Annotated in this window: 22 protein-coding genes; 9 read left to right on the top strand and 13 right to left on the bottom strand. The window is 57.1% G+C overall.

The window, feature by feature from the left end:
- Positions 1–146 precede the first annotated feature (146 nt).
- Both ACPW75_RS05935 and ACPW75_RS05930 read right to left on the bottom strand, forming a co-directional pair.
- Complete coding sequence (locus ACPW75_RS05935; RefSeq protein WP_077097721.1) at positions 147–809, bottom strand: glutathione S-transferase family protein; 663 nt, start codon at positions 807–809, stop codon at positions 147–149.
- A gap of 191 nt (positions 810–1,000) precedes the next feature.
- Complete coding sequence (locus ACPW75_RS05930; protein ID WP_077097719.1) at positions 1,001–1,456, bottom strand: hypothetical protein; 456 nt, start codon at positions 1,454–1,456, stop codon at positions 1,001–1,003.
- A gap of 201 nt (positions 1,457–1,657) precedes the next feature.
- Here ACPW75_RS05930 and suhB point away from each other — a divergent pair, with 201 nt between their 5' ends.
- Positions 1,658–2,461, top strand: a complete 804-nt coding sequence (gene suhB, locus ACPW75_RS05925; protein ID WP_016350372.1) for an inositol-1-monophosphatase — start codon at positions 1,658–1,660, stop codon at positions 2,459–2,461.
- 53 nt (positions 2,462–2,514) lie between these two features.
- On the opposite strand, the gene ACPW75_RS05920 is transcribed toward suhB, so the two are convergent.
- Positions 2,515–3,852, bottom strand: a complete 1,338-nt coding sequence (locus ACPW75_RS05920; protein ID WP_024945976.1) for an IS4-like element ISAeme15 family transposase — start codon at positions 3,850–3,852, stop codon at positions 2,515–2,517.
- A 504-nt stretch (positions 3,853–4,356) separates the two neighbouring features.
- Positions 4,357–5,988, bottom strand: a complete 1,632-nt coding sequence (locus tag ACPW75_RS05915) for a methyl-accepting chemotaxis protein (protein WP_179101448.1) — start codon at positions 5,986–5,988, stop codon at positions 4,357–4,359.
- A gap of 377 nt (positions 5,989–6,365) precedes the next feature.
- Here ACPW75_RS05915 and ACPW75_RS05910 point away from each other — a divergent pair, with 377 nt between their 5' ends.
- The 5 genes from ACPW75_RS05910 to ACPW75_RS05890 all read left to right on the top strand — a co-directional run bounded on the left by ACPW75_RS05910 (position 6,366) and on the right by ACPW75_RS05890 (position 10,721).
- Positions 6,366–7,298, top strand: a complete 933-nt coding sequence (locus tag ACPW75_RS05910) for a ZIP family metal transporter (protein ID WP_039214986.1) — start codon at positions 6,366–6,368, stop codon at positions 7,296–7,298.
- A 94-nt stretch (positions 7,299–7,392) separates the two neighbouring features.
- Complete coding sequence (locus ACPW75_RS05905) at positions 7,393–8,151, top strand: substrate-binding periplasmic protein (protein WP_077096648.1); 759 nt, start codon at positions 7,393–7,395, stop codon at positions 8,149–8,151.
- A 107-nt stretch (positions 8,152–8,258) separates the two neighbouring features.
- Positions 8,259–8,951 carry a 5'-methylthioadenosine/S-adenosylhomocysteine nucleosidase gene (gene mtnN, locus ACPW75_RS05900; protein WP_077096647.1) on the top strand — a complete coding sequence of 231 codons (693 nt, stop codon included), beginning with the start codon at positions 8,259–8,261 and terminating at the stop codon, positions 8,949–8,951.
- A complete protein-coding gene (locus tag ACPW75_RS05895) occupies positions 8,948–9,898 on the top strand; it encodes a cobalamin biosynthesis protein (RefSeq protein ID WP_179101447.1) in 951 nt (316 codons plus the stop codon). The genes mtnN and ACPW75_RS05895 overlap by 4 nt, the downstream gene beginning before the upstream one ends.
- Complete coding sequence (locus tag ACPW75_RS05890; RefSeq protein ID WP_077096646.1) at positions 9,891–10,721, top strand: cobalamin-binding protein; 831 nt, start codon at positions 9,891–9,893, stop codon at positions 10,719–10,721. The genes ACPW75_RS05895 and ACPW75_RS05890 overlap by 8 nt, the downstream gene beginning before the upstream one ends.
- 10 nt (positions 10,722–10,731) lie before the next feature.
- On the opposite strand, the gene ACPW75_RS05885 is transcribed toward ACPW75_RS05890, so the two are convergent.
- The 7 genes from ACPW75_RS05885 to flaA all read right to left on the bottom strand — a co-directional run bounded on the left by ACPW75_RS05885 (position 10,732) and on the right by flaA (position 17,890).
- Positions 10,732–12,813 carry a motility associated factor glycosyltransferase family protein gene (locus ACPW75_RS05885; protein ID WP_077096645.1) on the bottom strand — a complete coding sequence of 694 codons (2,082 nt, stop codon included), beginning with the start codon at positions 12,811–12,813 and terminating at the stop codon, positions 10,732–10,734.
- Positions 12,814–12,820: 7 nt separating this feature from the next.
- Positions 12,821–13,120, bottom strand: a complete 300-nt coding sequence (locus ACPW75_RS05880; protein ID WP_077096644.1) for a hypothetical protein — start codon at positions 13,118–13,120, stop codon at positions 12,821–12,823.
- The gene (fliS, locus tag ACPW75_RS05875; protein WP_077096643.1) at positions 13,117–13,539 is read right to left on the bottom strand and encodes a flagellar export chaperone FliS; all 423 of its coding nucleotides are present in this window, start codon (positions 13,537–13,539) and stop codon (positions 13,117–13,119) included. Before fliS ends, ACPW75_RS05880 begins: the two co-directional genes overlap by 4 nt.
- Positions 13,540–13,564: 25 nt before the next feature.
- The gene (gene fliD / locus ACPW75_RS05870; protein ID WP_077096642.1) at positions 13,565–14,974 is read right to left on the bottom strand and encodes a flagellar filament capping protein FliD; all 1,410 of its coding nucleotides are present in this window, start codon (positions 14,972–14,974) and stop codon (positions 13,565–13,567) included.
- A 26-nt stretch (positions 14,975–15,000) separates the two neighbouring features.
- Positions 15,001–15,444 (bottom strand): flagellar protein FlaG, encoded by a 444-nt coding sequence (locus tag ACPW75_RS05865; protein WP_077096641.1) that lies wholly within the window; start codon positions 15,442–15,444, stop codon positions 15,001–15,003.
- Between the two features lie 38 nt (positions 15,445–15,482).
- Positions 15,483–16,394 (bottom strand): flagellin B, encoded by a 912-nt coding sequence (gene flaB, locus ACPW75_RS05860; RefSeq protein ID WP_077096640.1) that lies wholly within the window; start codon positions 16,392–16,394, stop codon positions 15,483–15,485.
- 578 nt (positions 16,395–16,972) lie between these two features.
- Entirely contained in the window at positions 16,973–17,890 is a 918-nt protein-coding gene (gene flaA / locus ACPW75_RS05855; protein WP_077096639.1) for a flagellin A, read from the bottom strand.
- A gap of 416 nt (positions 17,891–18,306) precedes the next feature.
- Between flaA and ACPW75_RS05850 the strand changes: the two genes are divergently transcribed.
- Both ACPW75_RS05850 and ACPW75_RS05845 read left to right on the top strand, forming a co-directional pair.
- Positions 18,307–18,939: a trimeric intracellular cation channel family protein gene (locus ACPW75_RS05850; RefSeq protein WP_011705587.1), complete on the top strand. Its 633-nt coding sequence runs from the start codon at positions 18,307–18,309 to the stop codon at positions 18,937–18,939.
- A gap of 101 nt (positions 18,940–19,040) precedes the next feature.
- Positions 19,041–19,433 (top strand): hypothetical protein, encoded by a 393-nt coding sequence (locus ACPW75_RS05845; RefSeq protein WP_039214967.1) that lies wholly within the window; start codon positions 19,041–19,043, stop codon positions 19,431–19,433.
- 77 nt (positions 19,434–19,510) lie between these two features.
- On the opposite strand, the gene thiI is transcribed toward ACPW75_RS05845, so the two are convergent.
- Positions 19,511–20,959 carry a tRNA uracil 4-sulfurtransferase ThiI gene (gene thiI, locus ACPW75_RS05840; protein WP_077096636.1) on the bottom strand — a complete coding sequence of 483 codons (1,449 nt, stop codon included), beginning with the start codon at positions 20,957–20,959 and terminating at the stop codon, positions 19,511–19,513.
- Between the two features lie 178 nt (positions 20,960–21,137).
- Here thiI and ACPW75_RS05835 point away from each other — a divergent pair, with 178 nt between their 5' ends.
- The gene (locus ACPW75_RS05835) at positions 21,138–22,097 is read left to right on the top strand and encodes a hypothetical protein (RefSeq protein WP_143239000.1); all 960 of its coding nucleotides are present in this window, start codon (positions 21,138–21,140) and stop codon (positions 22,095–22,097) included.
- A 101-nt stretch (positions 22,098–22,198) separates the two neighbouring features.
- Here the strand turns inward: ACPW75_RS05835 and pbpC are convergent, their stop codons facing one another.
- Positions 22,199–24,598: a penicillin-binding protein 1C gene (gene pbpC / locus ACPW75_RS05830; protein ID WP_077096635.1), complete on the bottom strand. Its 2,400-nt coding sequence runs from the start codon at positions 24,596–24,598 to the stop codon at positions 22,199–22,201.
- Between the last annotated feature and the right edge of the window lie 8 nt (positions 24,599–24,606).

Raw genomic sequence — 24,606 nt, 5'->3', positions numbered from 1 at the left:
GAACCCGCACCAGCCGGGAGCAGGACACTCCCTGGGCTTGCGGTGATCTTAGTGATTCAGATCACGAAAAACGAACGAATCTTTATAATCAGCTTTCCCTAGTTTTTCTAATGTGACGGGGTTTTTAGCCCCGTCAGCAATAAAAATCAACGTGTTACCATCTGCTGGGCCTGTTTGACCAGATCCTCCGGCTTCTCGTTGCGCGGCGGTATGGTGATCCCCTTCTGACAGGCGGGCTTCTGTGCCATCCGGTCCATCCAGGCTTGCAGATGGGGCAACCCCTCGATGGAGATGCCGCTCCAGTCATAAATGCGTACCCAGGGCCAGGTGGCAATGTCGGCGATGCTGTATTCGTCGGCCAGATATTCGTGATGAGCCAGGTGGCTGTCGAGCACCTCGAACAAACGGCGTCCCTCCTTCTGGTAGCGCTCGATGGCGGCCGGGATCTTCTCCGGGAAGTAGCGATAGAAGACGTTGGCCTGCCCCATCATGGGACCGACCCCGCCCATCTGGAACATCAGCCACTGGATGGCCTGGGAGCGGCGCTTGGGATCTGCCGGCAGCAACTTGCCCGCCTTCTCCGCCAGATAAAGCAGGATGGCACCGGACTCGAACACAGGGAAGTCACCATTATCCCGATCGACGATGGCCGGGATACGGCCGTTGGGGTTGATGGCCAGAAACTCGGGCTTCTTCTGATCCAGCGCCGACAGATCGAGCGGGATCACGCGATAGGGCAAGCCCAGCTCTTCCAGGGCAATCGCCACCTTGAAGCCGTTGGGCGTAGCGGCGGTATAAAAGTCGATCATCATGAACTCCTTGTGATTCACACATTAGTGCAAAGACGGCCACAGCCTCGCTCATGCGAGACGACAACGGACACAGAGCGGATGCCGCACCGGCATTTGCTCCGATGCCAGCATGGCAAAGCGGCACAATACTGGTCAGTTATGACAAATATTGTGCCGCTTGAACAGCCCGGACGCAGGGAAGAACGCGACTAGTTGCACAGCCCCATGGGTTGGCGCTGGCGCAGCAGGATCAGGCGGGACAAGAGCGGGAAGTAGGACTCCAGTTTGCTCAGCAGCACCCGGCTGCAGGCGGGATCGGCGAGTTCAGACTCTTCCAGCACGATACCGTTTGAGACGAAGTAGAAGCGCGGGTCCCGTACATCCGGCCCCTGAATGGTGAGGGTGGCATCGCCTTTGCGCATCAGCAGCGGCAACACCGGCAAGCCGAACGTATCGCTGTTGCACTGCCAGGCAAATTCCGGCCAGGCCGCATCGCCATCGAGCAGCAAGATCGCCGCTTCTTCCTTGCCTGGCTGCCATTGGCAAGGCTGGGCAATGCTCACCTCGTTGAAGTAGTCGCCATATCCGGTCGATGCGCGCAAGGCAGCCAGCAGCCCCTGGGTAGTGATTGCCGACGGTTTTTGACTGACTAATGACAAATTCATGATCCACGTCCCTATGCTCAATGCAGCCTGTTATTCGGCTGCTGCCCATAAGACTAGACCAAAAGGAGCCTATATTGGAGCCGTCAGATCTGGCAGTCGCCAAGGCTGGGGGGATGGCGTATAACGGTTGCCATTCTCGCGAAGACTGGTATGATACCGCGTCCTTTTATTCCCCGTTCTTTAACATCCAGTGGTGAACCTATGCATCCGATGCTGAATATCGCCGTGCGCGCTGCGCGCAACGCCGGTCAAGTAGTAGTAAAAGCCTTTTCTCAACCCGAGAACATCGAGGTTATCCAGAAAGGCAGCAATGACTTCGTGACCAACGTTGACCGTGAAGCCGAAGCGGCCATCATTCACACCATCAAAAAATCTTACCCGGAACACAGCATCGTGGCTGAAGAGTCTGGTGAGATTACCGGTACCAATCCGGACTACCAATGGATCATTGACCCACTGGATGGCACGACCAACCTGGTCAAAGGCATTCCGCACTTTGCCGTCTCCATCGCCCTGCGCGTGAAGGGCAAGACTGAACAAGCCGTTGTTTACGATCCGATCCGTGACGAGCTGTTTACTGCTACCCGTGGTAGTGGTGCCCAGCTGAACGGTTATCGCATCCGTGTCGGCAAGGCCAAAGAGCTGGCCGGTACCATCTTGGCGACCGGTTTCCCGTTCAAGCAGAAGCACCACATCGAGCCGTACCTGAAGATGTTCCAGAGCATGTTCATCGAGTGTGCCGACATCCGTCGTGCCGGCTCTGCCGCGCTGGATCTGGCCTATGTGGCTGCCGGTCGTGTCGACGGTTTCTGGGAAATCGGCTTGAAGCCCTGGGATACCGCAGCCGGTGAGCTGCTGGCCAAAGAGGCCGGCGCCATCGTCACCGACTTCGTCGGTGGTCACAACTACGAAAACTCCGGCAACATCGTGGTTGCCAACCCGCGCGTTCTGAAAGAGATGCTCGGCAAGATCCGTGAGAACCTGCCGGAGTCCCTGGCCAAATAAGCCAGCCTCGCGCAGCACAAGTACCACAAACCCGGCCCAGGCCGCAATGCTGTTCACTTAAGCGGAGCCGCATTGCGATTTACCGGAAAACGGGTCTTTGATATCTTCACCGCCCTGGGTCTCGATGGCCTGGGGCGTTTTTCTATGAACATGACGCCTATGCAGCCCCGCAACTCCGCCAACCTCCGTGGCGTATGGGCTGGCGATAACGCGCCCGCCATCACTGCCATCTGGTTCGCGATGAAATGACAGGCAAACTTAAAGCTCACCTCATTGGGCGCTCGCTGATGGGCTACGGCGGCCTGGCTGGCCTCCCGCCTGACCAGATTGTATCCAAGCAGCAATCCCCACAGCTCCTGATAGACCAAGTCCACTTTCTTGCTTCTCAGCGTGATGGCGTTGTGCTGCATCGCGCTTTTGATATCCCGGTATCCCAGCTCGATTTCCCAGCGCTCGTGGTACAGGGTCGCCACCTGAGCTGCGCTGAATCGCGCCACGGGCAGGGAGGTAAAGACCGTTTTCTCCTTGCCTGCCACCTCATAGGTCACTGCGCGAACTTGCCAGTGTGTCGGCAACGCCGGGTTTTTCTTGCGAGCCTGAGGCGAGACCGTCATTTGCAACAGACGGTCACCGTCGCCATAGCGCTCAAGTTCCGTGTATACCAGCCCCTTGCGTTCCGGGATGAGCCAGTGACGGTCGGTGTCTTCGGCCTGAATACGCAGCAACAGGTCGGCACCGAAGAAGCCTTTATCCAGCAGGGTCACTGACTTGTCCGGCAATGAGTGAATGAACTCGCTGGCCAGGGGGATTTCCCCTTTGCGGTACGGGCTGATGGCCGCGTTGGCAATGACATGCGAGCGGACATTCATGAGCGTGACCAACCGCAGCATCGGGTAGGGTGTCTGCCGGTTGGTTGAGGTGTTACCCGAGCCGAAATGTGCTCTGAGTTCAGGCATATCCTGGGTTCGGAACAGGGCCCCATCGATGGCAAAGACCTGTAAACCGTGCCAATGGTCTTCAGGATAACGTTCCCGCCCCCACACATCGGCGCACTGTTTGAACAGCCACTCGAGCGGCTGTTTGCCGAGTCGCTGACGGGCCTGAGACAGGGCACTGTCCGCGAGCAAGGCATCATTGGCCAACCCTTCTGCACAGATGTTGAGGCGCCGAGCGACCTCGGAGATAGGCTCATTGCGGAAAAAGGCCATCCCCACGACGAGCCACAAGACCATATCAGAAGGTAAGCGGCGTCGGCGGATAGTGGCCTTTTCAGACAAGGCGGCAGCGGCAGTAATCCATTCGTCGGGAATATGGTCGGCAAAAATGGCCAGCCGAGCCAGCATGTCGCCAGATGCCTCAACAACATCGTTCAGATCGTTTGCAATAGACATAAAAAAATCCGGAACCAGTGATTGGTTCCGGATTGTCCTACAGCAGAAGGATCGGTCAATGGATCCTTAACTGATCAGCATTGCGGCCCAGGCCGGGTTTTTTTATGGCCGTCAGCAAGGAAAACGTGCCTGTGTGCGCCCATATCCCTAAACGCCATTGCCCTACCTATTCCATCGGGGTGGCTGCATCCGTTACCCAGCCAGGGTCGCCCTTTGCTAGCTATATCTTCAACACGGCACGAGGATGCGCCCCCCTCCGAACCGCGCTGCGCCACCATCCGGCCTCACCCCTCAAGCTGCTCTCACATCGACCTGGCTGTCGGCTTCTGCCGTCGCGAGCTTGCCGCACCGTTCACTGAACTCGCTTTGCTCTCCCTTCATTGCAAACCAGATGTCCCAGAGCGTGGCCACCGTCCAATAACAAACAACCCGGCCAGAGCCGGGTTGTTTGAGTGCCTGCCAATGCAGGCAGCGGTTGCGGCTCCCTCCTGGCGCGCAGCAGCATTACGCCAGGCGGAAACGACCTATGGTCTGACGCAGACCGGCGGCCAGCTGGCTCAGCTCCAGGCAGGCACGGGCGGTGTGATCGGCCCCAACGGCGACCTCGTTGGAGGATTCGTTGATCCGCTCCACGTTGCGACCCAGCTCATCGGAGACCGCATCCTGCTCGCCGCAGGCGCTGGCGATCTGAATGGCCATGTCGGCGATCTGGGCCACCGCCTCTTCAATCTGCTGGATGCCGTTGCTGGTCTGCTCGCTCTGCTCCACGCACTGGCGGATCATCTCGCAGCTCTGGCCGGTCACCTCTTTGGCCTGGTTGGCACGTGCCTGCAGGGTTTCGATGATGGCAACGATCTCGCCGGTGGAAGCCTGGGTGCGACCCGCCAGGGTACGCACCTCGTCGGCAACCACCGCGAAGCCGCGGCCCTGCTCACCGGCGCGGGCAGCCTCGATGGCGGCGTTGAGTGCCAGCAGGTTGGTCTGATCGGCGATGCCGCGGATCACATCCACTACCACGTTGATCTGGGCGGATTCGCGCTCCAGTTCGGTGACCAGGGTACCCGCCTGTTCAATCTCTTCGGCAACCCGGGTGATGGACATCAGCGAGCTCTGCACATCCTGATTGCCACGACGTGCCAAGGCATTGGCGGAGCTGGCCGACTCGGACGCGGTCTCGGTGTTGCCTGCCACATCGGCCACGGTGGCCTTCATCTGGGCCATGGCGGTGGCGACCAGCGAGATCTCCTGCTGCTGGCTCTGGATCCCCTGTGCCGACTGCTCGGAGACGGCGCTCACCTCTTCAATGGCGGCACCCAGCTGAGTCACAGCCGCCACCACTTCTTCAATCAGGCCACGCAGGTTGTCCTGCATCTTGAGGGAAGCCCTGGCCAGCATGCCCAGCTCGTCGCGACCGATGTGCTGGCGGTCCAGCTGATGGGTCAGATCGCCGGCAGCGATGGCGTTGGCCTGCGCCACCACGGCCTGCAGCGGCAGGCAGATCTGGCGGGTCAGGAACCAGGTCATGGCCACCATGAACAGCAGCAGGCTGCCGATGCTCACCATGGCAAAACTGGTCACCATGTTGACGCTGCCAAGCAGGCTGCCACGGTTCTCTTTCACAAAGCCCAGGTTCACTTCCACCAGACCGTTGACCGCCTGCTCCAGCTCGCCATAAATGGGGTTGGACTGGAACAGCTGATCCTTGGCCTCGGCCAGCTGACCCTGCACCAGCAGTTGATCCACCAGATTGACCGAGTTCAGATAGCGTTGCCACTCCTGCTTGGCGCGGTTGAACACCTGGCGCTCATGGTCGGCACCGACTGTGGCTTCATAGGCACGAAAGGCCTGCTCGACTTTCTGGACGCTGGCCTGGATCCGGCCGCGACGGGCCTGCAGATCGCTGGCGTCATCCACCATCAGCAGGGCAAACTGGGCACGGCGCACGTAGGATACGTCGTAGAGCAGGTTCTCGACCGAAAGCACGCTCGGCAGGGTGGAGTCGGTAAAATTCAGCACGCGATCGCGCACGCCGCGCAGCTCGCTGGAGAGAAAAATACCGAATATCACGTTGACGGCGGCAATGACCGCAAAGACCACGGCAATCTTTTTGCCGATAGACAGATTTTTGTAAAACATGGTGGCTGGTGATCCTCGACTGCTGACAAGCAGGTGCACAGTGGCGATCACATCCGTATGAACTGGTAACCCGGGCTTTCCTGGCGGGAGATGGGACGTTGCGAAAGACCAAGGGAAGGGTGGGTTTCGCGAGGGCGGCACTTTACCACAAACCTGCCTACTCCTTCACCAGCTTTCGCCGCAACAAAGCAAGTTGTTTTTCCGTACAACCCGATCTTCATCACAAACTATTCAAAGCGACCAAATCATTTCAAATAGTTAGCCGATGAATGCAATCGATGCACCGGCATGGACAAGTCAGGCCCGGCTCGCTGTAATGCAAGAGTCCCCGGATGGCGCCTCGCCGTCCCCGCCATCAAGCAAGAGAGGTGATCTTCATGGATAACGCGTCGGCCCTGCCCCTTTCCTCCTGGTCTGCCCAGCTGCGCGAGCAACTGCGGGCACGCCCGGTGATCGCCGTCGGCCTGCTCGTGGCACTGACGGCCGTCGTGCTGTTGCTGCTGCAAAGCCTGGTGATGCTGGCCGCCGGCGACATCAGCCCGGGCGTTCGCTACGGCCTGCTCGGCGGCCTGGCCGGCTTTGCCGCCACCGCGCTCGGGGCCTTGCCGGCCCTCTTTCTGCGTTCGGTCCCCCAGCGAGTGGAAGACAGCATGCTGGGCTTTGCCGCCGGCATGATGCTGGCGGCCAGCGCCTTCTCCCTGCTGCTGCCGGGGCTCGAGGCGGCAGAGGGGCTCACCGGCAACGGCTTTCTTGCCGCCGCCGTCGTGGTGGCAGGCATGACCCTCGGGGTGCTGCTGATGCTGGGGCTCGATCAATTCACCCCTCATGAGCATGACAAGACCGGCCCCTGTGGTCCCGGCCATGAGAGTTGCTCCCGGGTCTGGTTGTTCGTGTTTGCCATCGCCCTGCACAACCTGCCGGAGGGGATGGCCATCGGGGTGAGCTTCTCACAGGGTGATATGTCGGTGGGTCTGCCGCTCACCACCGCCATCGCGTTGCAGGACATACCGGAAGGGTTGGCGGTGGCGCTTGCCATGTGCGCCGCCGGTTTTCGGCCCGGCAAAGCCGTGCTGGTCGCCATCGGCAGCGGTCTGCTTGAGCCGCTCGGGGCGCTGCTCGGCGTCGGCCTCTCCAGCGGGCTGGCCATCGCCTATCCCATCGGCCTCGGACTGGCCGCTGGCGCCATGCTGTTCGTGGTCTCCCACGAGGTGATCCCCGAGACTCACCGCAATGGCCACCAGACCCACGCCACCCTGGGCCTGATGGCCGGGTTTGCCTTGATGATGACCCTCGATACGGCGCTTGGTTGATAAGGTTCTGATATATGGCGTAATGTTTCAGCACTAGCGCCGTGACATCGGCGGCTAACGCCGCATTTCCCCACGCATCGAGGGCCAGCATGACATGATATTCCGGGTGATGGTGCTGGGTTGTCTGCTGGCAGTCGCTCACCGGGCCGTCTCTGCCACCGAAATCTATCGCACGGCGGCGCAGCCCGAGTCCGCCCCCAAATACACCCAGATGGCGGATGGCCGCATCGGAGGATTCTGCGTCGATCTGTTTCGACTGCTGGAGCGCCAGGAGCCCGCCCTGCACATCCAGGGCGATCAGCGCTTTGTGCCCCTCAAGCGACTGGAGAAGCAGGTGCGCTTCGGCCAGCTCGACTTCATCTGCGGCGTGGGCGACAACCCGGAACGTCGCAACCACTTCCTCTATCTGCAGCCCCCCATCTTCACCGTACGCTACCACCTGGCGGTGCGCAGCGATGATCCAATCGAGATCCGTCAGTGGGACGACGTCAGGGCCCTTGGTGAAGAGGGCATCATCCTCATCAATCACGGCAGCGGCGCCATCAAACGGCTGCAGGCCCTGCAGGGACTCGTCATCGACAGCGGCGGGATCAGCAGTGCTGCCAATTATGACAAGCTGCTGATGAAACGAGGGCGCTTCGTCTACTACCGCTCACCCGGCTTTGAAGCCGACCTACTGCGCCACCACCTGAGCGGCCAGATCCGCATCCTCCCCACCGCCATGGAGACCATTCCCTTCTATATCCTGTTTTACCAGCGCACCTCCCCTGCCCGGCTGGCCCTGTTCGGCAATGCCCTGCAACGGCTGGCGGACAGCGGCGAGCTGGCTGACCTCGCCAAACGCTACCCTTAAGCCCCCCTTCACATCGCACAGCATCGGAATGCTCGGCGCCATCGCCAACTTTTGTTATGATCCACAACAACTTATTCGGCCGCATGGCCATCAAGACGAGGTGAGTGATGAAAGTAGGTATTATCGGCGCCATGGAACAGGAAGTGGCCCTGCTGCGCAGCCAGATGAGCAACCCGACCACCCTGCAACTGGGCGGCTGCGAGTTCTATCAGGGCACCCTGGCAGGCAAGGAAGTGATCCTGACCCGCTCCGGCATCGGTAAAGTCGCCGCCAGCGTCGCCACCAGCCTGCTGCTGGAAAAATTCGCCCCCGACTATGTCATCAATACCGGCTCTGCCGGCGGCTTTGCCCAAGACCTACACATCGGTGACGTGGTGATCGCCAGCGAGATGCGCTTCCACGATGTGGATGTCACCGCCTTTGGCTACGAGATGGGCCAGATGGCACAGCAACCGGCCGCCTTCCCCTGCGATGAGACGCTCATCGCTGTCGCCCAGGATTGCATCGCCGAGCAGGGCAAGCATCAGACCAAAGTCGGCCTAATCTGCACCGGCGATCAGTTCATGTGCAAGCCGGACGCCATCGCCAAAGCCCGTGCCGACTTCCCGCAGATGCTGGCAGTCGAAATGGAAGGGGCAGCCATCGGTCAGGTGTGCCACATGTTCAAAGTGCCCTATCTGGTGGTGCGTGCCATGTCCGACATCGCCGGCAAGGAACAGGTTGAATCCTTCGATACCTTCATCGAGGTGGCCGGCAAGCACTCCGCCGAGGTGATCATCAAGATGCTCGGCAAGCTGTGATCCCACTCACCACGCTGGAACAGATGGCCGCCACTCCGGCGGCCATCTTGCTCGTGGCAGCCCTGCTGGAGGCCATCGTGCCTTGGCCGGCCCACTATCGGCTCTCCGCCGTCGTACCGCTGCTGACCCGGCTGGGTCACAAGGTGTGTCGCCCCGATGGCGCCCCCGGTCAGCAACTGCAGGCCGGTCTGCTGGCCATGCTGATTGTCTGGCTGCCTTGCGCCGCCGGACTCTGGGCGGTGCGCAACCTCTCGCTCTCGGAGCCGCTGTTCGATCTGCTGTTTCTGCTGCTGATGCTGGAATCGCGTCCGCTGCGGGAGCTGGCCCGTGCCACTCGCTCGCTGACAGACCAGGATACGCTGGTGGTGGCCAGGTTGCAGGCCACCCCCTGGCTCAGGCGCGATACCGGCAAGCTCTCTCTGATGGGGCTTGCCAAGGCGGTCAGCGAAAGCTGCGCCCTGCGCCTGATAGGACAGTGGGCCGGCCCTCTGCTGGGATTTGCCCTGGCGGGGGTTCAAGGCGCCCTGCTGTGGCGCCTCGCCCAGTTGATGAATCAGGGCTGGAGCCCGAAACTGCCAGCCTTTGCCCACTTTGGCCGGGCCGCCGCCGTGCTCTATCAGGCCCTGTGTACCCCTGCCATCTTGTTGCTGGCACTGCCCTTATGCCTGACCCAGCTGCGCCAGCTGGCAAACCGGTTGCGCACCGCGATACGCTGGCCCTACCCCGCCATGGGAATACTGCTGGCGCTGCTGTCTGGCTCGCTCGGCTGCAAACTCGGTGGCCCCCGCTACTATCAGGGCAGCTTGATCCGTTTTCCCGTGTTTGACGCCGCCGCCGAACCGGATGCCAGCACGGCCCTGCGCCTGCTCAACCGCCTGCAACAAGCCGCTTGGGGCTGGTTGGTGCTGGCATTGCTGCTCACTGTGCTGGAACACCTGCATGGCTAGATGGCTCACCCTGCTCTGCCTGTTGTGCGTGTCGCCCGCCCTGCTGGCCGGGACACCGACACGCATCGTCAGCCTCACCCCCCATCTGACCGAACTGCTGTTTGCCATCGGCGCTGGCGATCGCATCGTGGCCACCGACGATGCCTCCGATTATCCACCCGAGGTCAAACGCCTACCCCAGGTGGCCAATTACCGCAGCATCAATCTGGAAGCCCTGCTGGCCCAAAAGCCCGACCTGATCGTCGCCTGGCGCTCCGCCCAATCCCGCATGCTGGCCCCTGTCGAGCAATTGGGGATCCCGGTGTTCTATTCAGAACCGACCGACTTTGCCTCCCTCGCCACCGAGATGCGGGCCTTGGGAAAAACATTGGGGGTGGAACAAGCCGCCAATGCCGAGGCCGATGCCTATCTCGCCCGCCTGGCCGCACTTGGGCTGCGCTACGGCAAGCCAAAACATATCAAGGTGTTTTATCAGCTCTGGTATCCACCGCTCACCAGCGTTAGCGGCAATGCCTGGCCCGCCCAGGCCATCGAGCTGTGCGGCGGGGAAAACGTGATGGCAGCTGCCCGCACGCCCTACCCCCAGGTCAGCCTGGAGCAGGTGATCAAGGCCAATCCGGCATTGATCCTGGCTGGGAGTCAAGATCCCGACGCTCTGCGCCACTGGCAACAGTGGCCCAATCTGAACGCCGTCCGCCATCAGCGCCTGCACCTCATCAATTCGGACGAACTGCATCGTTTCACCCCAAGAGCCCTCAACGCCGTGGAGCAGATATGCCAAGTTATTTTATCTAGTCAGCCACCATTAATTAAAAAACAATAATGCAGTACATTCATTTAAAAATATCAAGACCGGAGAAATATGTTGAGTCTTTTTTGTTAAATGCATCAAGGTAGAACATCTTACTTTCGCAAAAGAACTTATCTAAAATAGATATGGCATTTTCAACTTTCTGCTCAAACGTTGCTTCATCAGCATCCTTCAATGCAAACAGCAAAGTAATAATGTTTGCATAGAAATAATTAATCGAACCAATCAAAACACGATATATATGGCTATTCTTACCCATTAAAAAATAAAGTAAGTGATCATGATGCTGTTGCATCATTCCTTGAATTGCTGTGGACTCATGAACTACAGATTTCCAATCATCACGAAACATGTCAATAATTTCATCAAAGACCGCTACATTCAGCAAACCCTGAAAATCGATTTGGCCAAAAGGTAGTGGTTCAAAGTTAGAGCCAAGTATTTCATCAACTATATTTACCTTATCTATAACTGGCCAATCAAAGTTCAGCGACTCAGAATAAGATGATATTGCCCCCTCTATATATGCGCCGTCACTGCAGTTAAAGCAATTAACTGATGGGTTTTCATAAAGAACTCTCTCCATATTATGAATGGAAAGACCAAATAAATTATTGATCAATACTTCTCTACCGAAGTTACCTCTGGCAGGGAACGTATCTCTCAAATCTTGATTGTATTTTGCTTCTTTCTGGTTGTTGTAGTACAAACTCAGACTAGAGTGATGCTTATCTGCCGACTGGAATCCATTATCAATACCAAAAAGATAAATATTTTTGAAGCCGAGTAAAACTGCGTAATTAACTCCCGTATTGCCAACAAATGGGTTCGAAAAATCTATGGTGTCAAATGAAAAACTACTTCCAAGGTAACTACTTAATAACTTAAACATTGGTTCATTAGGCTTAAATGCTAGTCCAGTCTTACGGAAAAATTGCTTACAATCTGGATGAATAACATCAACACTAAGAAAAACAGTATTTTGGATGAACTCGTTGGCATCGAGAATATGTAAAAAATCGGCAGAGCTTTTTGTTCTCTCTACGGCAACATAAATGTCTGGTTTTATTTCTGCCTTATAAAGAGCACTAATAGCCGTGCCACATGCAATAACTACTGCCTGATGCTGATGTAACCTTATAAAATCAATATCTTGATCTAGTGATGGACCATTTCCAACAACAAAAACCGGAGTCTTCCCAGATGAACACAGATCTCGCTGTTTTTTTAAGAATAGAGTGTTCTCTTTAATATTACAATGGCTATGAGCCAAGGCATATATATTGTCATCGAAGAACCCCCAACCTGTTCTAAGAAGATAAAAATCTTTCTCAACCAAGTTGATCAGTTTTTGTAACTTTGCAGAATGATAATGACTGAACGAAAAATAAGCTGCCGACCAGAAAGCACCTTTTCGATGCAATGCCTCCATCATATCTGCCGCGAGTAGCGCCTCATCCACACCTATAAACAGATGTAAACTAAGTGACTCCCCATCCATGTATTCAAGAAGAGAACACCAATCGAAACAAAATAAGGACGCATAAAACATGTCCAAATCAGGTTCAAAAGCAAAGAGGTTTCTTACTTTACAACGCTCATAGAAGTAGCCTAGTTGGTACCCAAGACCGATTCCATACATCATTGAAAGTGGAATCTCCATGGATAACACATCTTTAAGAAAAAGGCCTTGTAACGCTTTTCTATTTTTTAAGCTTGTAATCTCATTGTTATACTTAATATGAATCTGGCCATCAATATACCATTGAGGCTCAAAATCCACACATTGCAAATTACTATTTTTAATTACATCGTCTATCTGTGCTTGTGCTTCTAAAAAGGGATCATGACCATACAAGGAAACTTGCTCATCAAGCCACAGAATGTTTGGGATACCATTTTCGTTGCAGAAGAATCGAAAAGGCCTAGTCGGCTGGTACTCTTTGAAAAATGCATGAATTCCTGGCATGTATTTTTCGAAGGCGGCCATATTAGTCTGATGGCGAACAGGCAACACAGCCAGCATGGCTGTCTCCTGTTCTCTTTGTGCTGCTAGGCGAGAAAGCTCTTCTTCTGCATTTTTGATGTTTTTATGAAAATCCATTCGATGTTTAACCTGCATTCAACTTGTAAAGGCTTGTTGCTCGCCCAGCCTTGGAGAATTGGCGCAATTCATCTTCTGCCAGACTCCTGGCGCTCGCGATTCGCTTATGGATCATTTGAAACTGCAACAGAGCTTGCTGCTGTTCCATATCAAGGTGGCTTTCTACGGGGAACTGCCGAAACACACCATCGAAAGCATCAAGATAGTGATCCATTTGTGCCTCCGCTGCCGACAACTCATTTATCTCCAGCAGCAGCAACAGCTGGCTGCCGTGAGCCATCAACCCGGACAAAATGGAATCGCTCATTCCGTCCTGCCCGCTTTTTGCTGGGCAATGGCCTTGTCGCGCTCTTCGACCGGAATGGCATCCCAGCCGCTTTTGACGGTCAGCATCAGGGTCATCACCTCATCGATGGCTGCGATGTCCATGTCACGGCTGGCATCCATCATCCGTGCCTTCATATAGTCATACAGAGCAAAAAGATCCTCAGGCACCTTGCCGTAAGAGAGATCCAGCGAGTCCTGCAAACCATTGATGATGGCCATGGTCTTGGACACAGACTGGGATTTGCCCTCGAAATCACGACGCTCGATGGCGCCACGGGTCTGGGCAAGCCGCTCAAGACAGCCCTGCATCAGCAACTGGATCACCCGGTAGGGATCTGCCACTGCAAGCTCGGACTGCAGATTCTGGGTGGTGTACGCCTTGATATTTTTCCGATACATACGAGACACGGCTCCTGACTACGTATTAATTCGATTTGGTATTGAGCAGATTGAGATAAGAGGCCGACTTGTTCATCTTGGCCAGCATGGAGTCCAGGCTGCCATAACGGGCACGCAAGGTCTCCTGATACTTGGTCAGCTGAGAGGCGACATCCGACTCCTTGCGGCTCACCTCACGCAGATCCGAATTCAGCGTATCTTCCCGCTTGGCCAGCAAGCCACCGGTTTTGGAATAGGTTTCCAATTGTCCGGCCAGTTTACCTGCCACCCCATCCTTGCCGCCAAAAACGGCCACCACCTGGTCAAAGTTTTTGTCGATGGCCTCGCTGAACTTGGTGTCATCAATGGAGAGAACCCCTTTGTTGTCCATCTTCACACCCATCTGGAAAATCGTTGAATAGGTTGAGGATTTTTGTGAGGGTTCGGTAATGGCACCGTTCATCATGTTGATCACGGCGCGTGTTGTCGCGTCACCAGCCAGCGCTCCGCCATCATTCTGACTTTTTCCGGCCACGATGGAGTTGCGTTTGCCCAGCTCATTGCTCTTCTTCACCAGGGCGTTGTAGCCGTCGACAAAGCTTTTGACCATGTCTTTGATACCGGCCTTGTCGGTGCTCACGTCAACCTTGTTCGAGCTGTAGTTCTTGACGGGATTGCCGTCTGCATCGGTAGAGGTCGTACTGTCCGACTCTCTCAGCACCGTCAGTTTGAGCCCGACGATGGTGCCGTCAAAGGTATTGGTCGCGCTGGTCAGCGTGTTGCCATCCACCTTGATCTTGGCATCCTGAGCATCCTGGCGCTTGGTCAGCTTGCTGACCAGATTGTCGGTCAATTCCGTGGTGTTGCCGGTGATCTGCAGATCCTTGCCACTGCCACTGACCCCAGAATCAAGCATCAGCTTGGATTTTCCATCGGAGGTATTCATGATGTTGACGCTCAGACCAAAGTTGTCTGCGTCATTGTTGATGCGCTTTCGAATGGATTGCAGCGAATCGCCAGCTTTGACATCGACATCAAAGGTCTTGTCACCAGCCTTGAACGTCAATTTTCCGTCTTGGGTGATAAGAGGAGTGGTCGACGAGTCAAAAGTACCGTCAAATTTACTGGTTTTTGCCAGTTGTTCGACGCTGATGTCATATTGCCCATTAGAGGCTCCCGCCTTGCTCTCCACCTTGAGCACGGGTTTATCCTTGTCCTGGGTAATGTTGATGGCACGCTTGTTGAACGCATCATCCTTCGCCATGGCCTGCAGGGTAGTCACAAAAGAGGCGATGGCTGATTTCAGCTGCCCCACGCCGGAGAGAGTGATCTGAGTGTTGGTCTTCTTGGTGGTGATTGGCTGCATCAGTTGTGCTTTTTTTGCATCCACACTGGCAGAAATCACTGACTCCAGATCGAGTCCGGAGCCGGCACCTGCAGACGTAATGGTGGGCATACTCACTCTCCTCTTAAATTTTCATATCAGATCTCGTTATCGAGCAGCAACCCGGCACGTGAACCACCTCTGGTTGCATCACTCTCACGCAGATCTTTAATTCGTTTGCTGATAGCCAACAACTCTTCGCTCGGGATTTGCCGGATCATTGACTTGGTCTCGGCATCTACCACCTTGATCACCACCTGATCCAGATCCTTTTCAACACTGAAATTGACGGTCCAGCCTTGCAACTTGCTGAACTCCTGCAACTTTTGGACCTCATTTTCAATGTCTGTCTGAGGCACATCCTGTTTGGCGTTTTTTTCACCAGGTTGTCCCTCTTGCTGTTTTTTCACATCCTGTTGTGCCGTCACCCGCTGCTCTTCTGTCGTGCCTGATAGCACTTGAGCGGCCGATTGGCCGCTCTTGCTACTTGGCTGAAGAGAAGAAGGAGTGACCGATGACGGGATCCCAATTTGATTGGCCATATCGTCGCTCCTCTTTCTATCTCATCACTGCGTTTCTGTTAACCCAGCAGGGACAGAGCAGATTGCGGTCTTTGGTTGGCTTGTGCCAGGATGCTGGACGCCGCCTGTTGCAGAATGTTCTGCTTGGTCAGGTTGGCAGTTTCGGTCGCAAAGTCTGCGTCACGGATACGAGAACGTGCTGCGCTCAGGTTTTCGGAGACGTTGGACTGATTGCGAATGGTCGAGTCAAACCGGTTCTGCACCGCACCCAGCTCTGCCCGCTTGCTGTCAACAGCCTTGATCATGAAGTCAAGGTTCGCCATGGCTGACTGGGCGCCACTCGCAGTCTTGATGCTATTCATATTCGCAACGGTAACCGGTGATGTTCCTGCAGTAACTTTATAGGGCTCTTTGCTACCTGCAGTTGATGCAGCAACTGTGGCACTTCCTTTAGATGCAGCAGCAATTCCACTGATAGTGAATGCACTTGTCATCTTGAAGGTAATGGTCTGACCAGCGTCAGCCCCCACTTGGAACGACCCTTTGTATTTGCCATCGAGCAACTTCTGGCCACCAAAAGTGGTATCACTCGAAATACGGTCAATTTCAGTAGTGAGCTGATCATATTCTTGCTGCAATGCAGTACGGTCATCGGTGTTGTTGGAGCCGTTGGCGGACTGTTGTGCCAGCGTACGCATGCGTTGCAGCATGCTGGTCACTTCATCCATGGCGCCTTCTGCTGTTTGAGCAACAGAGATACCGTCGTTGGCGTTGCGGTTGCCTTGATCCAGACCGTTGACCTGAGAAGTCAAACGGTTGGAGATCTGCAGACCTGCTGCATCGTCCTTGGCGGTGTTGATACGCAAACCGGAAGCCAGTCTGGTATAGGACGTATCCAAGGACTTGTTGGTGTTCATCAGGTTACGCTGGGCGTTCAGTGATGAAATGTTGGTGTTAATGTACATGGCCATAAAATATTCTCCCGAAGAACATGCGACTGCAGGTTGCGCCGCCAAAGCGGCGTCCCACCGTTAGAAGAACAGGTTGAACAAGCCTGACTCTTCTGGCGGGTGTCTGTTTGAACGGACAGGCCACCCGCAGTAGTGCAAACGTTGGATTCCGAACACCCCTCGATTGCTTCACTTTATTTAACGGCTGCACAGCGACAAGCTTTAGGAAAATAATTGCCGAAGGCGGCAAGTTTTATCCGGCAAGCGGCAAACGGTAGGTACCCCATGTCCTTGGACACGGCACTAGACCTGAAACCAACTTGGAGGGATGAATGAACATATTTGGCACAGTTTGTGCTTTGCTATGGGGGAGTGGCGTCAATTTGACGGCACAATAAAAAGAGGCCGGAAAATCCGGCCTAAAACGAGCATACGCTCAGGAGAATATGACCAAGCGTGACAGAACTGAACAGCTGTACAACACTTGGCTTTACTAGTAGAGAATAGATTCTCTCCCGATAGAACAGAGTGCGAACCGAACACCCCTTTGTTCCATCTCTTGACCAGGGCGGCCTGAACAACCGCCCTGTTTTCTTTTATCAGCCCTGCAGCAGGGAGAGCGCTGACTGCGGACGCTGGTTTGCCTGAGACAGTATGGTCGAGGCAGCCTGTTGCAGAATGTTCTGCTTGGTCAGGTTGGCGGTCTCTGTCGCAAAATCGGCATCGCGGATCCGTGAACGCGCGGCACTGACGTTTTCAGAGACGTTCGCCTGGTTGCGAATGGTCGAATCGAACCGGTTCTGCACCGCACCCAATTCCGCACGCTTGCTATCCACGACCTTGATCATAAAATCTAGGTTAGCCATGGCTGATTGAGCTGAACTAGCGGCTTTGATGCTATTTAAATCAGTAACTGCAACATTGCCACTTGCCGATGGTGTCACTTTGTAAGGTTCCTTGCTGCCGGCTGTCGTTGCCGCCACAGTAGCTTTGCCTTTCGTTACAGATGCCATCCCAGCAATAGTAAATGCAGTTGTCATCCTGAATGTGATAGTTTGGCCAGCATCAGCCCCCACTTGGAAAGAACCAACATAGCCCCCTTTCAGTAGGCTCTGTCCACCAAAAGTAGTATCACCGGCAACTCGATCAATCTCTGTCATCAATTGATCATATTCTTGCTGCAACGCAGTGCGGTCATCGGTGTTGTTGGAGCCGTTGGCAGATTGTTGAGCCAAGGTACGCATCCGTTGCAACATAGAAGTCACTTCATCCATGGCGCCTTCAGCAGTCTGAGCGACGGAGATACCGTCGTTGGCGTTGCGGTTACCCTGATCCAGACCATTGATCTGGGAGGTCAAACGGTTGGAAATCTGCAGGCCGGCGGCATCGTCTTTGGCGCTGTTGATGCGCAGACCAGATGCCAGACGGGTGTAGGATGTATCCAGAGATTTGTTGGTGTTCATCAGGTTACGCTGAGCGTTAAGCGATGAAACGTTCGTATTGATATAAAGACCCATGACCATTCTCCTAAGCTATTAAATTTACTATCTAATTTGCTCGAACTTTATTGTCTTTCCTGTTCGATGCGTCTTATTTAACGGCCTCTTTTTCGATGTCTTTAGCATTATTTTCAACGCTTCATCGCATTAACGCCGCTTACCCTATTTATCGGCATGTTCTCGTTGAACTTGAGGAAAAAAATGCTCTCTTCTTCCCGCTAAGCTCATGAGGCAAACAACAGAGGGCGATGGGTGAGGCAGCGTGAGCCTTGCCGGAGCTCTGGCACCGCTCTGGCACCATGACACCAACCGGCATCATCACCGCCAACAAAAACTTGGTCTGGCTCCCACTTCTTGCAGGTAGCCATTGGTCAGACGCCGCAATCCCCCCTAAAATCGCGGCCCCATCAACAATTGGACGTGAGTTGTTCTCCATGCAGACACTGGTTGAGCAGATTGTTTACATCAGCGACATGTTTGGTACTGCGGTATTCGCGTTTTCGGGGGTTTTGGTGGCGGGCCGCCTCAGGATGGATGGTTTTGGCGTCATGGTATTGGCGGCAGTCACTGCCATCGGGGGCGGTACCATCCGCGACATGATCCTGGGGGCCACCCCCGTCTTCTGGGTACGCGACCCGCTCTACATCTGGGTGGTGATAGCAACGGCACTCATCGGGATGTGGATGGTCAAGCTGCCCCGCCGCATGCCCTGGTATGTGCTGCCGGTCGCCGATGCCTTCGGGCTGGCACTCTTTACCGTGATCGGGGCGCAAAAAGCCCTCAACTTTGGTACATCAGGGCTGATAGCTGTATTGATGGGCACCATGACAGGGGTGGCTGGCGGCATGATCAGGGACGTGCTGGCCCGGGAAGTGCCCATGGTCTTGCAAAAAGAGATCTATGCCACCGCCTGCATCCTGGGGGGCATCCTCTATACCCTGGCGCTGGAGATAAACGTGGATCGGGTGACCGCCATGCTCATCTGCATGACGGCGGTGTTCGGTCTGCGGGTGGCGGCCATATATTGGCATTTGTCACTGCCCACCTTCTCCCTGCAGCGCAATTGATGCCGTGGCCAGGGGTCGAGTCGCACTCCTGGCCAGGTTGCGTTGAACCAAGCAGGCTTTTCTGTTGTCATAAGGTCCAGTGTTGTAAGCCGGAATCCCTCATGCAAAAACTTGGACTCATCACATCACTGCTATTGATGAATGTGGCAACGGCGCAGGCTGAAGCGCAGGTATTGTTTGGACGGCTCGCTTCCACCCCGGTGCAGCAGTTCAACCAGCAGATCCGACAGGCAAGCACTGCCCAACAGAGCTGGGTCAATGACTATCGTGAAGTCGCATTGCGTTTTGTCGGCCACAGTGACATCCCCAGTCGCATCCAGGCACAACAGCTGGACAACGACCTGGTGCTCTCCGTTGCCCTCGACGGCACCAAGAGCGACATGATCTACATCCTGACCCTGTTTCGCAGCAACAACCTGTGGCAGATGCGCCAGGCGGAGATGGGGTGGCGCTGTCAGGGGCAATCCACCTTTACCCCGGTGCCCTGCCCTTAACGAAAATCATCTCCCCCGAGTGAAATAAAAAAATCCGGCTCATGGCCGGATTTTTTTATGCATGCGTGAACGTCATATTACGGACGGTACACCTTGACGTTGGCAAAGCCCTTCTCTTTCAGATAGAGCGCCTGCAGCTTGCTCATCACGCCGCGATCGCAGTAGAGCAGGTAGGTCTTCTCCTTGGGCAGATCGCCAAAGGCAGTGGCCAGCTTGAAGAAGGGGATATGCATGACCTCACGCCCTTCTACCTGCAACGGCTTCTCGTCGTGCTCGTCCATGGAGCGGATATCGAGGATCACCTCGTTGTCACCGCTTTCGGCGGTGGTCTCCACTTCCTGCACCTCGGCAGCGGTCTCTTCACCGATGCGACGGATATCGAGGTAACGGGCCTCGGCCACCACCTTGTCCAGAATGGCGAAGTCGAAGTTCCCCTCTTCCTCTTCAATGCGCGCCAGATCGGCCTTCACGGTCGGCTTCTTGGAGATAACACCGCAATACTCCGGCATGGTCTCGGCGAACTCCAGAGTGCCGATGCGGCGGGCTTCGTTGATGATGTCCGGCTTGTCCCAGGTGATAAGCGGGCGCAGGATCACCTTGTCGGTCACCCGGTCGATGACGTTCAGGTTGGTGAGGGTCTGGCTGGAAACCTGACCCACACACTCGCCGGTCACCAGCGCCGGGATCTGGAACTCGTCGGCCACCTTGGCGGCGGCACGCATCATCATCCGCTTGAGCACCACGCCCATCTGGCCGTTGTCGATCTTCTCGAGGATCTCGGCCACCACCGGCTCGAAGTCCACCGCGGTGAAACGCACCCGATGGGAAGAGCCGAAGCGGTTCCACAGGTGATAGGCCACCTGCTTGACGCCAATCTCGTGAGCGGCACCGCCCAGATTGAAGAAGCAGTAGTGCACCCGGCAGCCGCGCTTGATGAACTGGAAGGAGGCCACACCGGAGTCAAAACCGCCGGAGATGAGGCTCAGCACATCCTCCTGGGTAGCGATGGGCATGCCGCTCAGGCCCTGATGGATGGCGCTGACGATGAAGAGCTCTTCGCCGTCGATCTCGAGGTTGATCTTCACATCCGGGTTCTTGAGGCGCACGCCGTTGCTCACGCAGTGCTGGTTCAAACCACCGCCCACGTAGCGCTCCACTTCGAGGGAGGAGAACTCGTGCTTGCCGTGGCGCTTGGCGCGCACGCAGAAGGTTTTCCCCTCGAGCTGGTCACCCCACACGGCTTTCACCTGCTCGAAGATGTCGTGCAGGTCGGTAAACTTGCTGGCTTGCACCTCGAGGAAAGCCTGAATGCCGGGAATGCAGGCCAGGGCTTCGATGGCCTGTTCACGGAACTGGTCATTGCGCGAGCTCACGATCAGCTTGTCCCAATCCATCCGCACCCGGGCATCGTCGTCGAACCGGCGCAGGACATTACGGATATTGCCCTGCAGGATCTTGATAAAGCGCTGGCGAACCGACTTGCTCTTGATGGTGATTTCCGGGAACAGCTTGATAATGAACTTCATGGTAATGACTCGGGTGACCTTGATTTAAGGGCGCGAATTATATCAGAACTTTGTGGCCAGCGCCTACTGGATGAGCGTTTGCTCACATTCCCCCACGCAATGTTTGCCGCACCGAGGCAATCTTGCGTATATTCCCGAACCTGCGTCCCGGCAACATTCCTGACCACAGACCCATTCGATGAAGACCTACATCTACTACCCCGGCATGGAAGTACGCGACGAGCTGTGGCTCAAGTTTGCCCTGCTCTATCTGGAGCGGCTCGCCTTCGTCTTCACCGTCAGTGAGAAGAGCGGCCTTACCGCCCTGCTGCAGACGCTCGAACAGGAGACGGACCTGCTGGCCGAGCGGCCGGATGCCACCTTCTTTGCCGCCATCACTCCCCAGATAGAGAGTCAGATTGCCGGCCTTGTCGCCCCTGACTTCGTGCGTCACAAGGTGTTTGGTAACAAGGAGTTGATCGGTCGCTGGCGTACACCGGCCAACCACGACTGTTTCTGCCCGGCCCAGGCAGGGCTGGAGCGGCTGCACGGCTTTTGCCTGGCCCACGGTTTTGCCAGCCGGGAGGAGGGCGGGTTCAGGATGGCACGCCGCTTTGCCAACCTGCTCTCCATGCGGCTCGCCCGCGAGTGGGCACTCGCCAATGAGGGAGCCCTCATCACCGATCACGACTATCTCGACCGGCTGCTGCACCTGCTTGAATCCCGCTATCACAACCGCGGTGGTCAGGATTGCTTCCATCTGGAGATCCCGCTGCAAGTGCCCACTCACTTGGCCGACATCCCGTTTGCAGAACTGATCGCCCTGCGCAGTCGCAGCGGCTTTCGCCAGCAGTTGGCCGAGTTTAATCAGGCGCTCGATGCCCTGCTCGCCATGCTGGGCAGCGGCTACGCCGAGCCCGCCGTGCTGACCCGCTTCGAGCAGGCCCAGCAGGGGCTCAACCAGCTGCTGGGGCCGCAGACCCAGAGCCTGCCTCTCACCACGCTCGTCAGTACTGGCCTGCCTGCCATGGCGATGATCCATCGCCTCAAGGCGAGCCATCCGGACAGCAACCTGGTGTTTCACTCCATCAAGAAGAGCCACTTCCACCAGCGCAAGAGTCAACACTTCTTCACCCGGCTGGGGCAGGTCAAGCCCTGACTCCGCGACGCCCTGCTAGGAAATCGACAGTCAGCTGACGGCATCGGAGCCATCCCCCGATGTCGTCAATATTCTGACACTCCAGAGAGAGGCGCCTCCCCTCAGGAGGGATTCTCCAGCCGAAACTCGATGCGATCGCTGTTGCCCGCCTCGTCCACCACCACCAGCTGATAACGACCCGCCACGCTCAGCACCTGATCCCCGTCCCAGCGCAGCCGCTGGCCATTGAGGAACCAGGCCGGCTTGCCGACACCGCCCAGCACCTTGGGCTGCAGCCGGTAACGCTGGCTGCGGATAAGGTTGCCCTCCCCCAGCGCCACGATGCGAATGGGGGCCTGCAGCTCGGCGCTCTGCCCTTCCCCTGCACAACCACTGGCCAGCAGCACCTGCCGCCGCTCGCCGGGCACCCGCCACGGCTCCAGTGACAATGGCCAGAGCGCCCGAAAAACGGATTGCACCGCATCCTGGCAACGGGTCAGCGTCGGCTTGCCCGCGGCGGTCAGTGCAACTTGCCGCAGCGGCGAGGGCCAGTCCATGGGATCCGGCAAGGTGGGAGGATCGCGCCCTTCCAGCAACCAAGCGCTCTGGCGCTGCAAACACGTCTGCGGCAAGGTCGCGCTCGCCTTGCGCCCCAACGGCCAGCAAACTTCGGCCTCGCTCACCGTGTTGGGCTGCACCGGCAAGGGGCTGTTGTCAGCCAATCGCGAGTAGACCGAGAGCAGCAGCGGCACCGCCGCGCTCTGGCCGTAGAAACCGGGCATAGGGGTACCATCCGGGCGACCCAACCAGACGCCGATAGTCCAGCGACCTGAGACCCCCATCGCCCAGCTGTCGCGATAGCCATAGCTGGTGCCGGTCTTCCAAGCCAGCCGGTTGACCCGACCGGTCGCCTCGCTGGCAAAGGGCTGATCTGAGCGCCCCTGAGCGCTCAATATTTGCCAGATGATCCAGGCGGCCCCCGGGCTCAGCAAGGGGCGTGACACCGCCTGCTGCCCCGCCAGCCAGACCGGCATCGCCACCTGCCCCTGCCGGGTCAGCGCACTGTAGAGCGCCACCAGCTGCTCGAGCCGGATCCCCGCCGCCCCCAGCGCAATGGCCGGATTGGGCTTGTCGGAGAGCGCCAGCCTCACCCCGGCGTTGTCGAGGCGGCTGACCAGCTTGTCGGGCCCGAGCGCTTCCAGCACCTGCACCGCCGGCACGTTGAGGGATTGCTGCAGCGCCTGAGCCAGGGTCACCGGCCCCTGAAAGGCGCCGGAAAAGTTGGCGGGGCGATAGTCAGACCCGAGCCTTGGCGCATCGGAGAGCAGGGAGGCCGAGTGCACCAATCCTTCGTCCATGGCCAGACCGTAGATAAAGGGCTTGAGAGTGGAGCCGGGAGAGCGGATCGCCTGCACCATGTCGAGGTAACCGTGGCGACGCAAATTGCCATACTCGGCGCTGCCCACATAGGCGCGCACCGCCATGGTTTTGTTGTCTACCAGCAGCAGAGCGGCGGAGGTCTGCTCGGGAAAGCGGCGGATATAGCTGGCCACCCGCCCCTCCAGCCAGCGCTGCAGATCGCCGTCTATGGTGGTATGCACCAGCGCCCCGGCCTGATTGTCGGCGGCGAGGCGGGCAAACAGCGGCGCCTCCATCGGCGTGAAGTGGCCGCGAGCCAGCACCGGCTCGATGCGCCCCTCCAACCACACCTGTTCGGGCCAGACGCATTGCGCCACCAGCCGCTGCATCACCTTATCGCGGGCGGTGCGGGCCCGTTCTGGATGCCGGTCCGGCCGGTTGCGGCTGGGAGCCTGCGGCAGCACCGCCAACAGCGCAGCCTCGGCATAGGTCAGCTTGGCCGCACTCTTGCCGAGATAGGCAAAACTTGCCGCCTGCACCCCCTCCAGATTGCCGCCAAACGGCGCCCGGTTGAGGTAGACGGTGAGCAAGGTGCGCTTGTCGTAGTGCCACTCCAGCTGCAGCGCGCGCGCCATCTGGCGCAGCTTGCCGGGCACACTCCTGTGGTAGGGCTCGATAAGGCGGGCCACCTGCATGGTAAGGGTCGAACCGCCCGACACGGCCCGCCCGTAACGCAGCCACTGCCAGATCCCGCGCACCATGGCCACCGGATTGACCCCGGGATGACGCCAGAAGTAGCGATCCTCGTAGCCGAGCAGCGCCTCGATATAGCGGGGGGAGACCTGCTCCAGGGTCACGGGGTAGCGCCACACGCCGCTGGTATCGGCAAAGGCGCGCAGCGGTCGCCCCTTCATGTCGAGCACCACCCGCGCGTAGGCCGGGTCGAGTGGTGGCGGCGGGAACATGCGATCCAGCGCCAGCAGCGACAGGCATAGGGTGATGACCCCCAATACCGAGAAACGCAGCCAGCACGGCAGACGGCCCAGCCAGCGCCAGCCAGCGCGGCCACTGCGACCCAATTTCAGCCAGCCACGCAGCCAAAAAGTGAGCGGGCGAACCCGCTCAAGGGAGGGGACGTTACTCAGAGGGCGTCTGCGACTCATCAAGCGCC

The organism is Aeromonas sp. FL131 (assembly GCF_049860615.1).
In the GTDB taxonomy this organism is placed as follows: domain Bacteria; phylum Pseudomonadota; class Gammaproteobacteria; order Enterobacterales; family Aeromonadaceae; genus Aeromonas; species Aeromonas hydrophila.
This window is presented reverse-complemented; position numbering and strand designations above follow the sequence as displayed.

Excerpts from the sequence above, each read along its gene's own strand:
- ACPW75_RS05935 (WP_077097721.1), bottom strand. The coding sequence starts at position 809 with ATGATCGACTTTTATACCGCCGCTACGCCCAACGGCTTCAAGGTGGCG.
- pbpC (WP_077096635.1), bottom strand. The coding sequence starts at position 24,598 with ATGAGTCGCAGACGCCCTCTGAGTAACGTCCCCTCCCTTGAGCGGGTT.
- fliD (WP_077096642.1), bottom strand. The coding sequence starts at position 14,974 with ATGCCCACCATTACGTCTGCAGGTGCCGGCTCCGGACTCGATCTGGAG.
- ACPW75_RS05885 (WP_077096645.1), bottom strand. The coding sequence starts at position 12,813 with ATGGATTTTCATAAAAACATCAAAAATGCAGAAGAAGAGCTTTCTCGC.
- ACPW75_RS05835 (WP_143239000.1), top strand. The coding sequence starts at position 21,138 with ATGAAGACCTACATCTACTACCCCGGCATGGAAGTACGCGACGAGCTG.
- ACPW75_RS05845 (WP_039214967.1), top strand. The coding sequence starts at position 19,041 with ATGCAAAAACTTGGACTCATCACATCACTGCTATTGATGAATGTGGCA.
- ACPW75_RS05920 (WP_024945976.1), bottom strand. The coding sequence starts at position 3,852 with ATGTCTATTGCAAACGATCTGAACGATGTTGTTGAGGCATCTGGCGAC.
- ACPW75_RS05915 (WP_179101448.1), bottom strand. The coding sequence starts at position 5,988 with ATGTTTTACAAAAATCTGTCTATCGGCAAAAAGATTGCCGTGGTCTTT.
- mtnN (WP_077096647.1), top strand. The coding sequence starts at position 8,259 with ATGAAAGTAGGTATTATCGGCGCCATGGAACAGGAAGTGGCCCTGCTG.
- suhB (WP_016350372.1), top strand. The coding sequence starts at position 1,658 with ATGCATCCGATGCTGAATATCGCCGTGCGCGCTGCGCGCAACGCCGGT.
- fliS (WP_077096643.1), bottom strand. The coding sequence starts at position 13,539 with ATGTATCGGAAAAATATCAAGGCGTACACCACCCAGAATCTGCAGTCC.
- ACPW75_RS05890 (WP_077096646.1), top strand. The coding sequence starts at position 9,891 with ATGGCTAGATGGCTCACCCTGCTCTGCCTGTTGTGCGTGTCGCCCGCC.
- flaB (WP_077096640.1), bottom strand. The coding sequence starts at position 16,394 with ATGGCCATGTACATTAACACCAACATTTCATCACTGAACGCCCAGCGT.
- ACPW75_RS05880 (WP_077096644.1), bottom strand. The coding sequence starts at position 13,120 with ATGAGCGATTCCATTTTGTCCGGGTTGATGGCTCACGGCAGCCAGCTG.
- flaA (WP_077096639.1), bottom strand. The coding sequence starts at position 17,890 with ATGGGTCTTTATATCAATACGAACGTTTCATCGCTTAACGCTCAGCGT.
- ACPW75_RS05865 (WP_077096641.1), bottom strand. The coding sequence starts at position 15,444 with ATGGCCAATCAAATTGGGATCCCGTCATCGGTCACTCCTTCTTCTCTT.
- ACPW75_RS05850 (WP_011705587.1), top strand. The coding sequence starts at position 18,307 with ATGCAGACACTGGTTGAGCAGATTGTTTACATCAGCGACATGTTTGGT.
- thiI (WP_077096636.1), bottom strand. The coding sequence starts at position 20,959 with ATGAAGTTCATTATCAAGCTGTTCCCGGAAATCACCATCAAGAGCAAG.
- ACPW75_RS05910 (WP_039214986.1), top strand. The coding sequence starts at position 6,366 with ATGGATAACGCGTCGGCCCTGCCCCTTTCCTCCTGGTCTGCCCAGCTG.
- ACPW75_RS05905 (WP_077096648.1), top strand. The coding sequence starts at position 7,393 with ATGATATTCCGGGTGATGGTGCTGGGTTGTCTGCTGGCAGTCGCTCAC.
- ACPW75_RS05930 (WP_077097719.1), bottom strand. The coding sequence starts at position 1,456 with ATGAATTTGTCATTAGTCAGTCAAAAACCGTCGGCAATCACTACCCAG.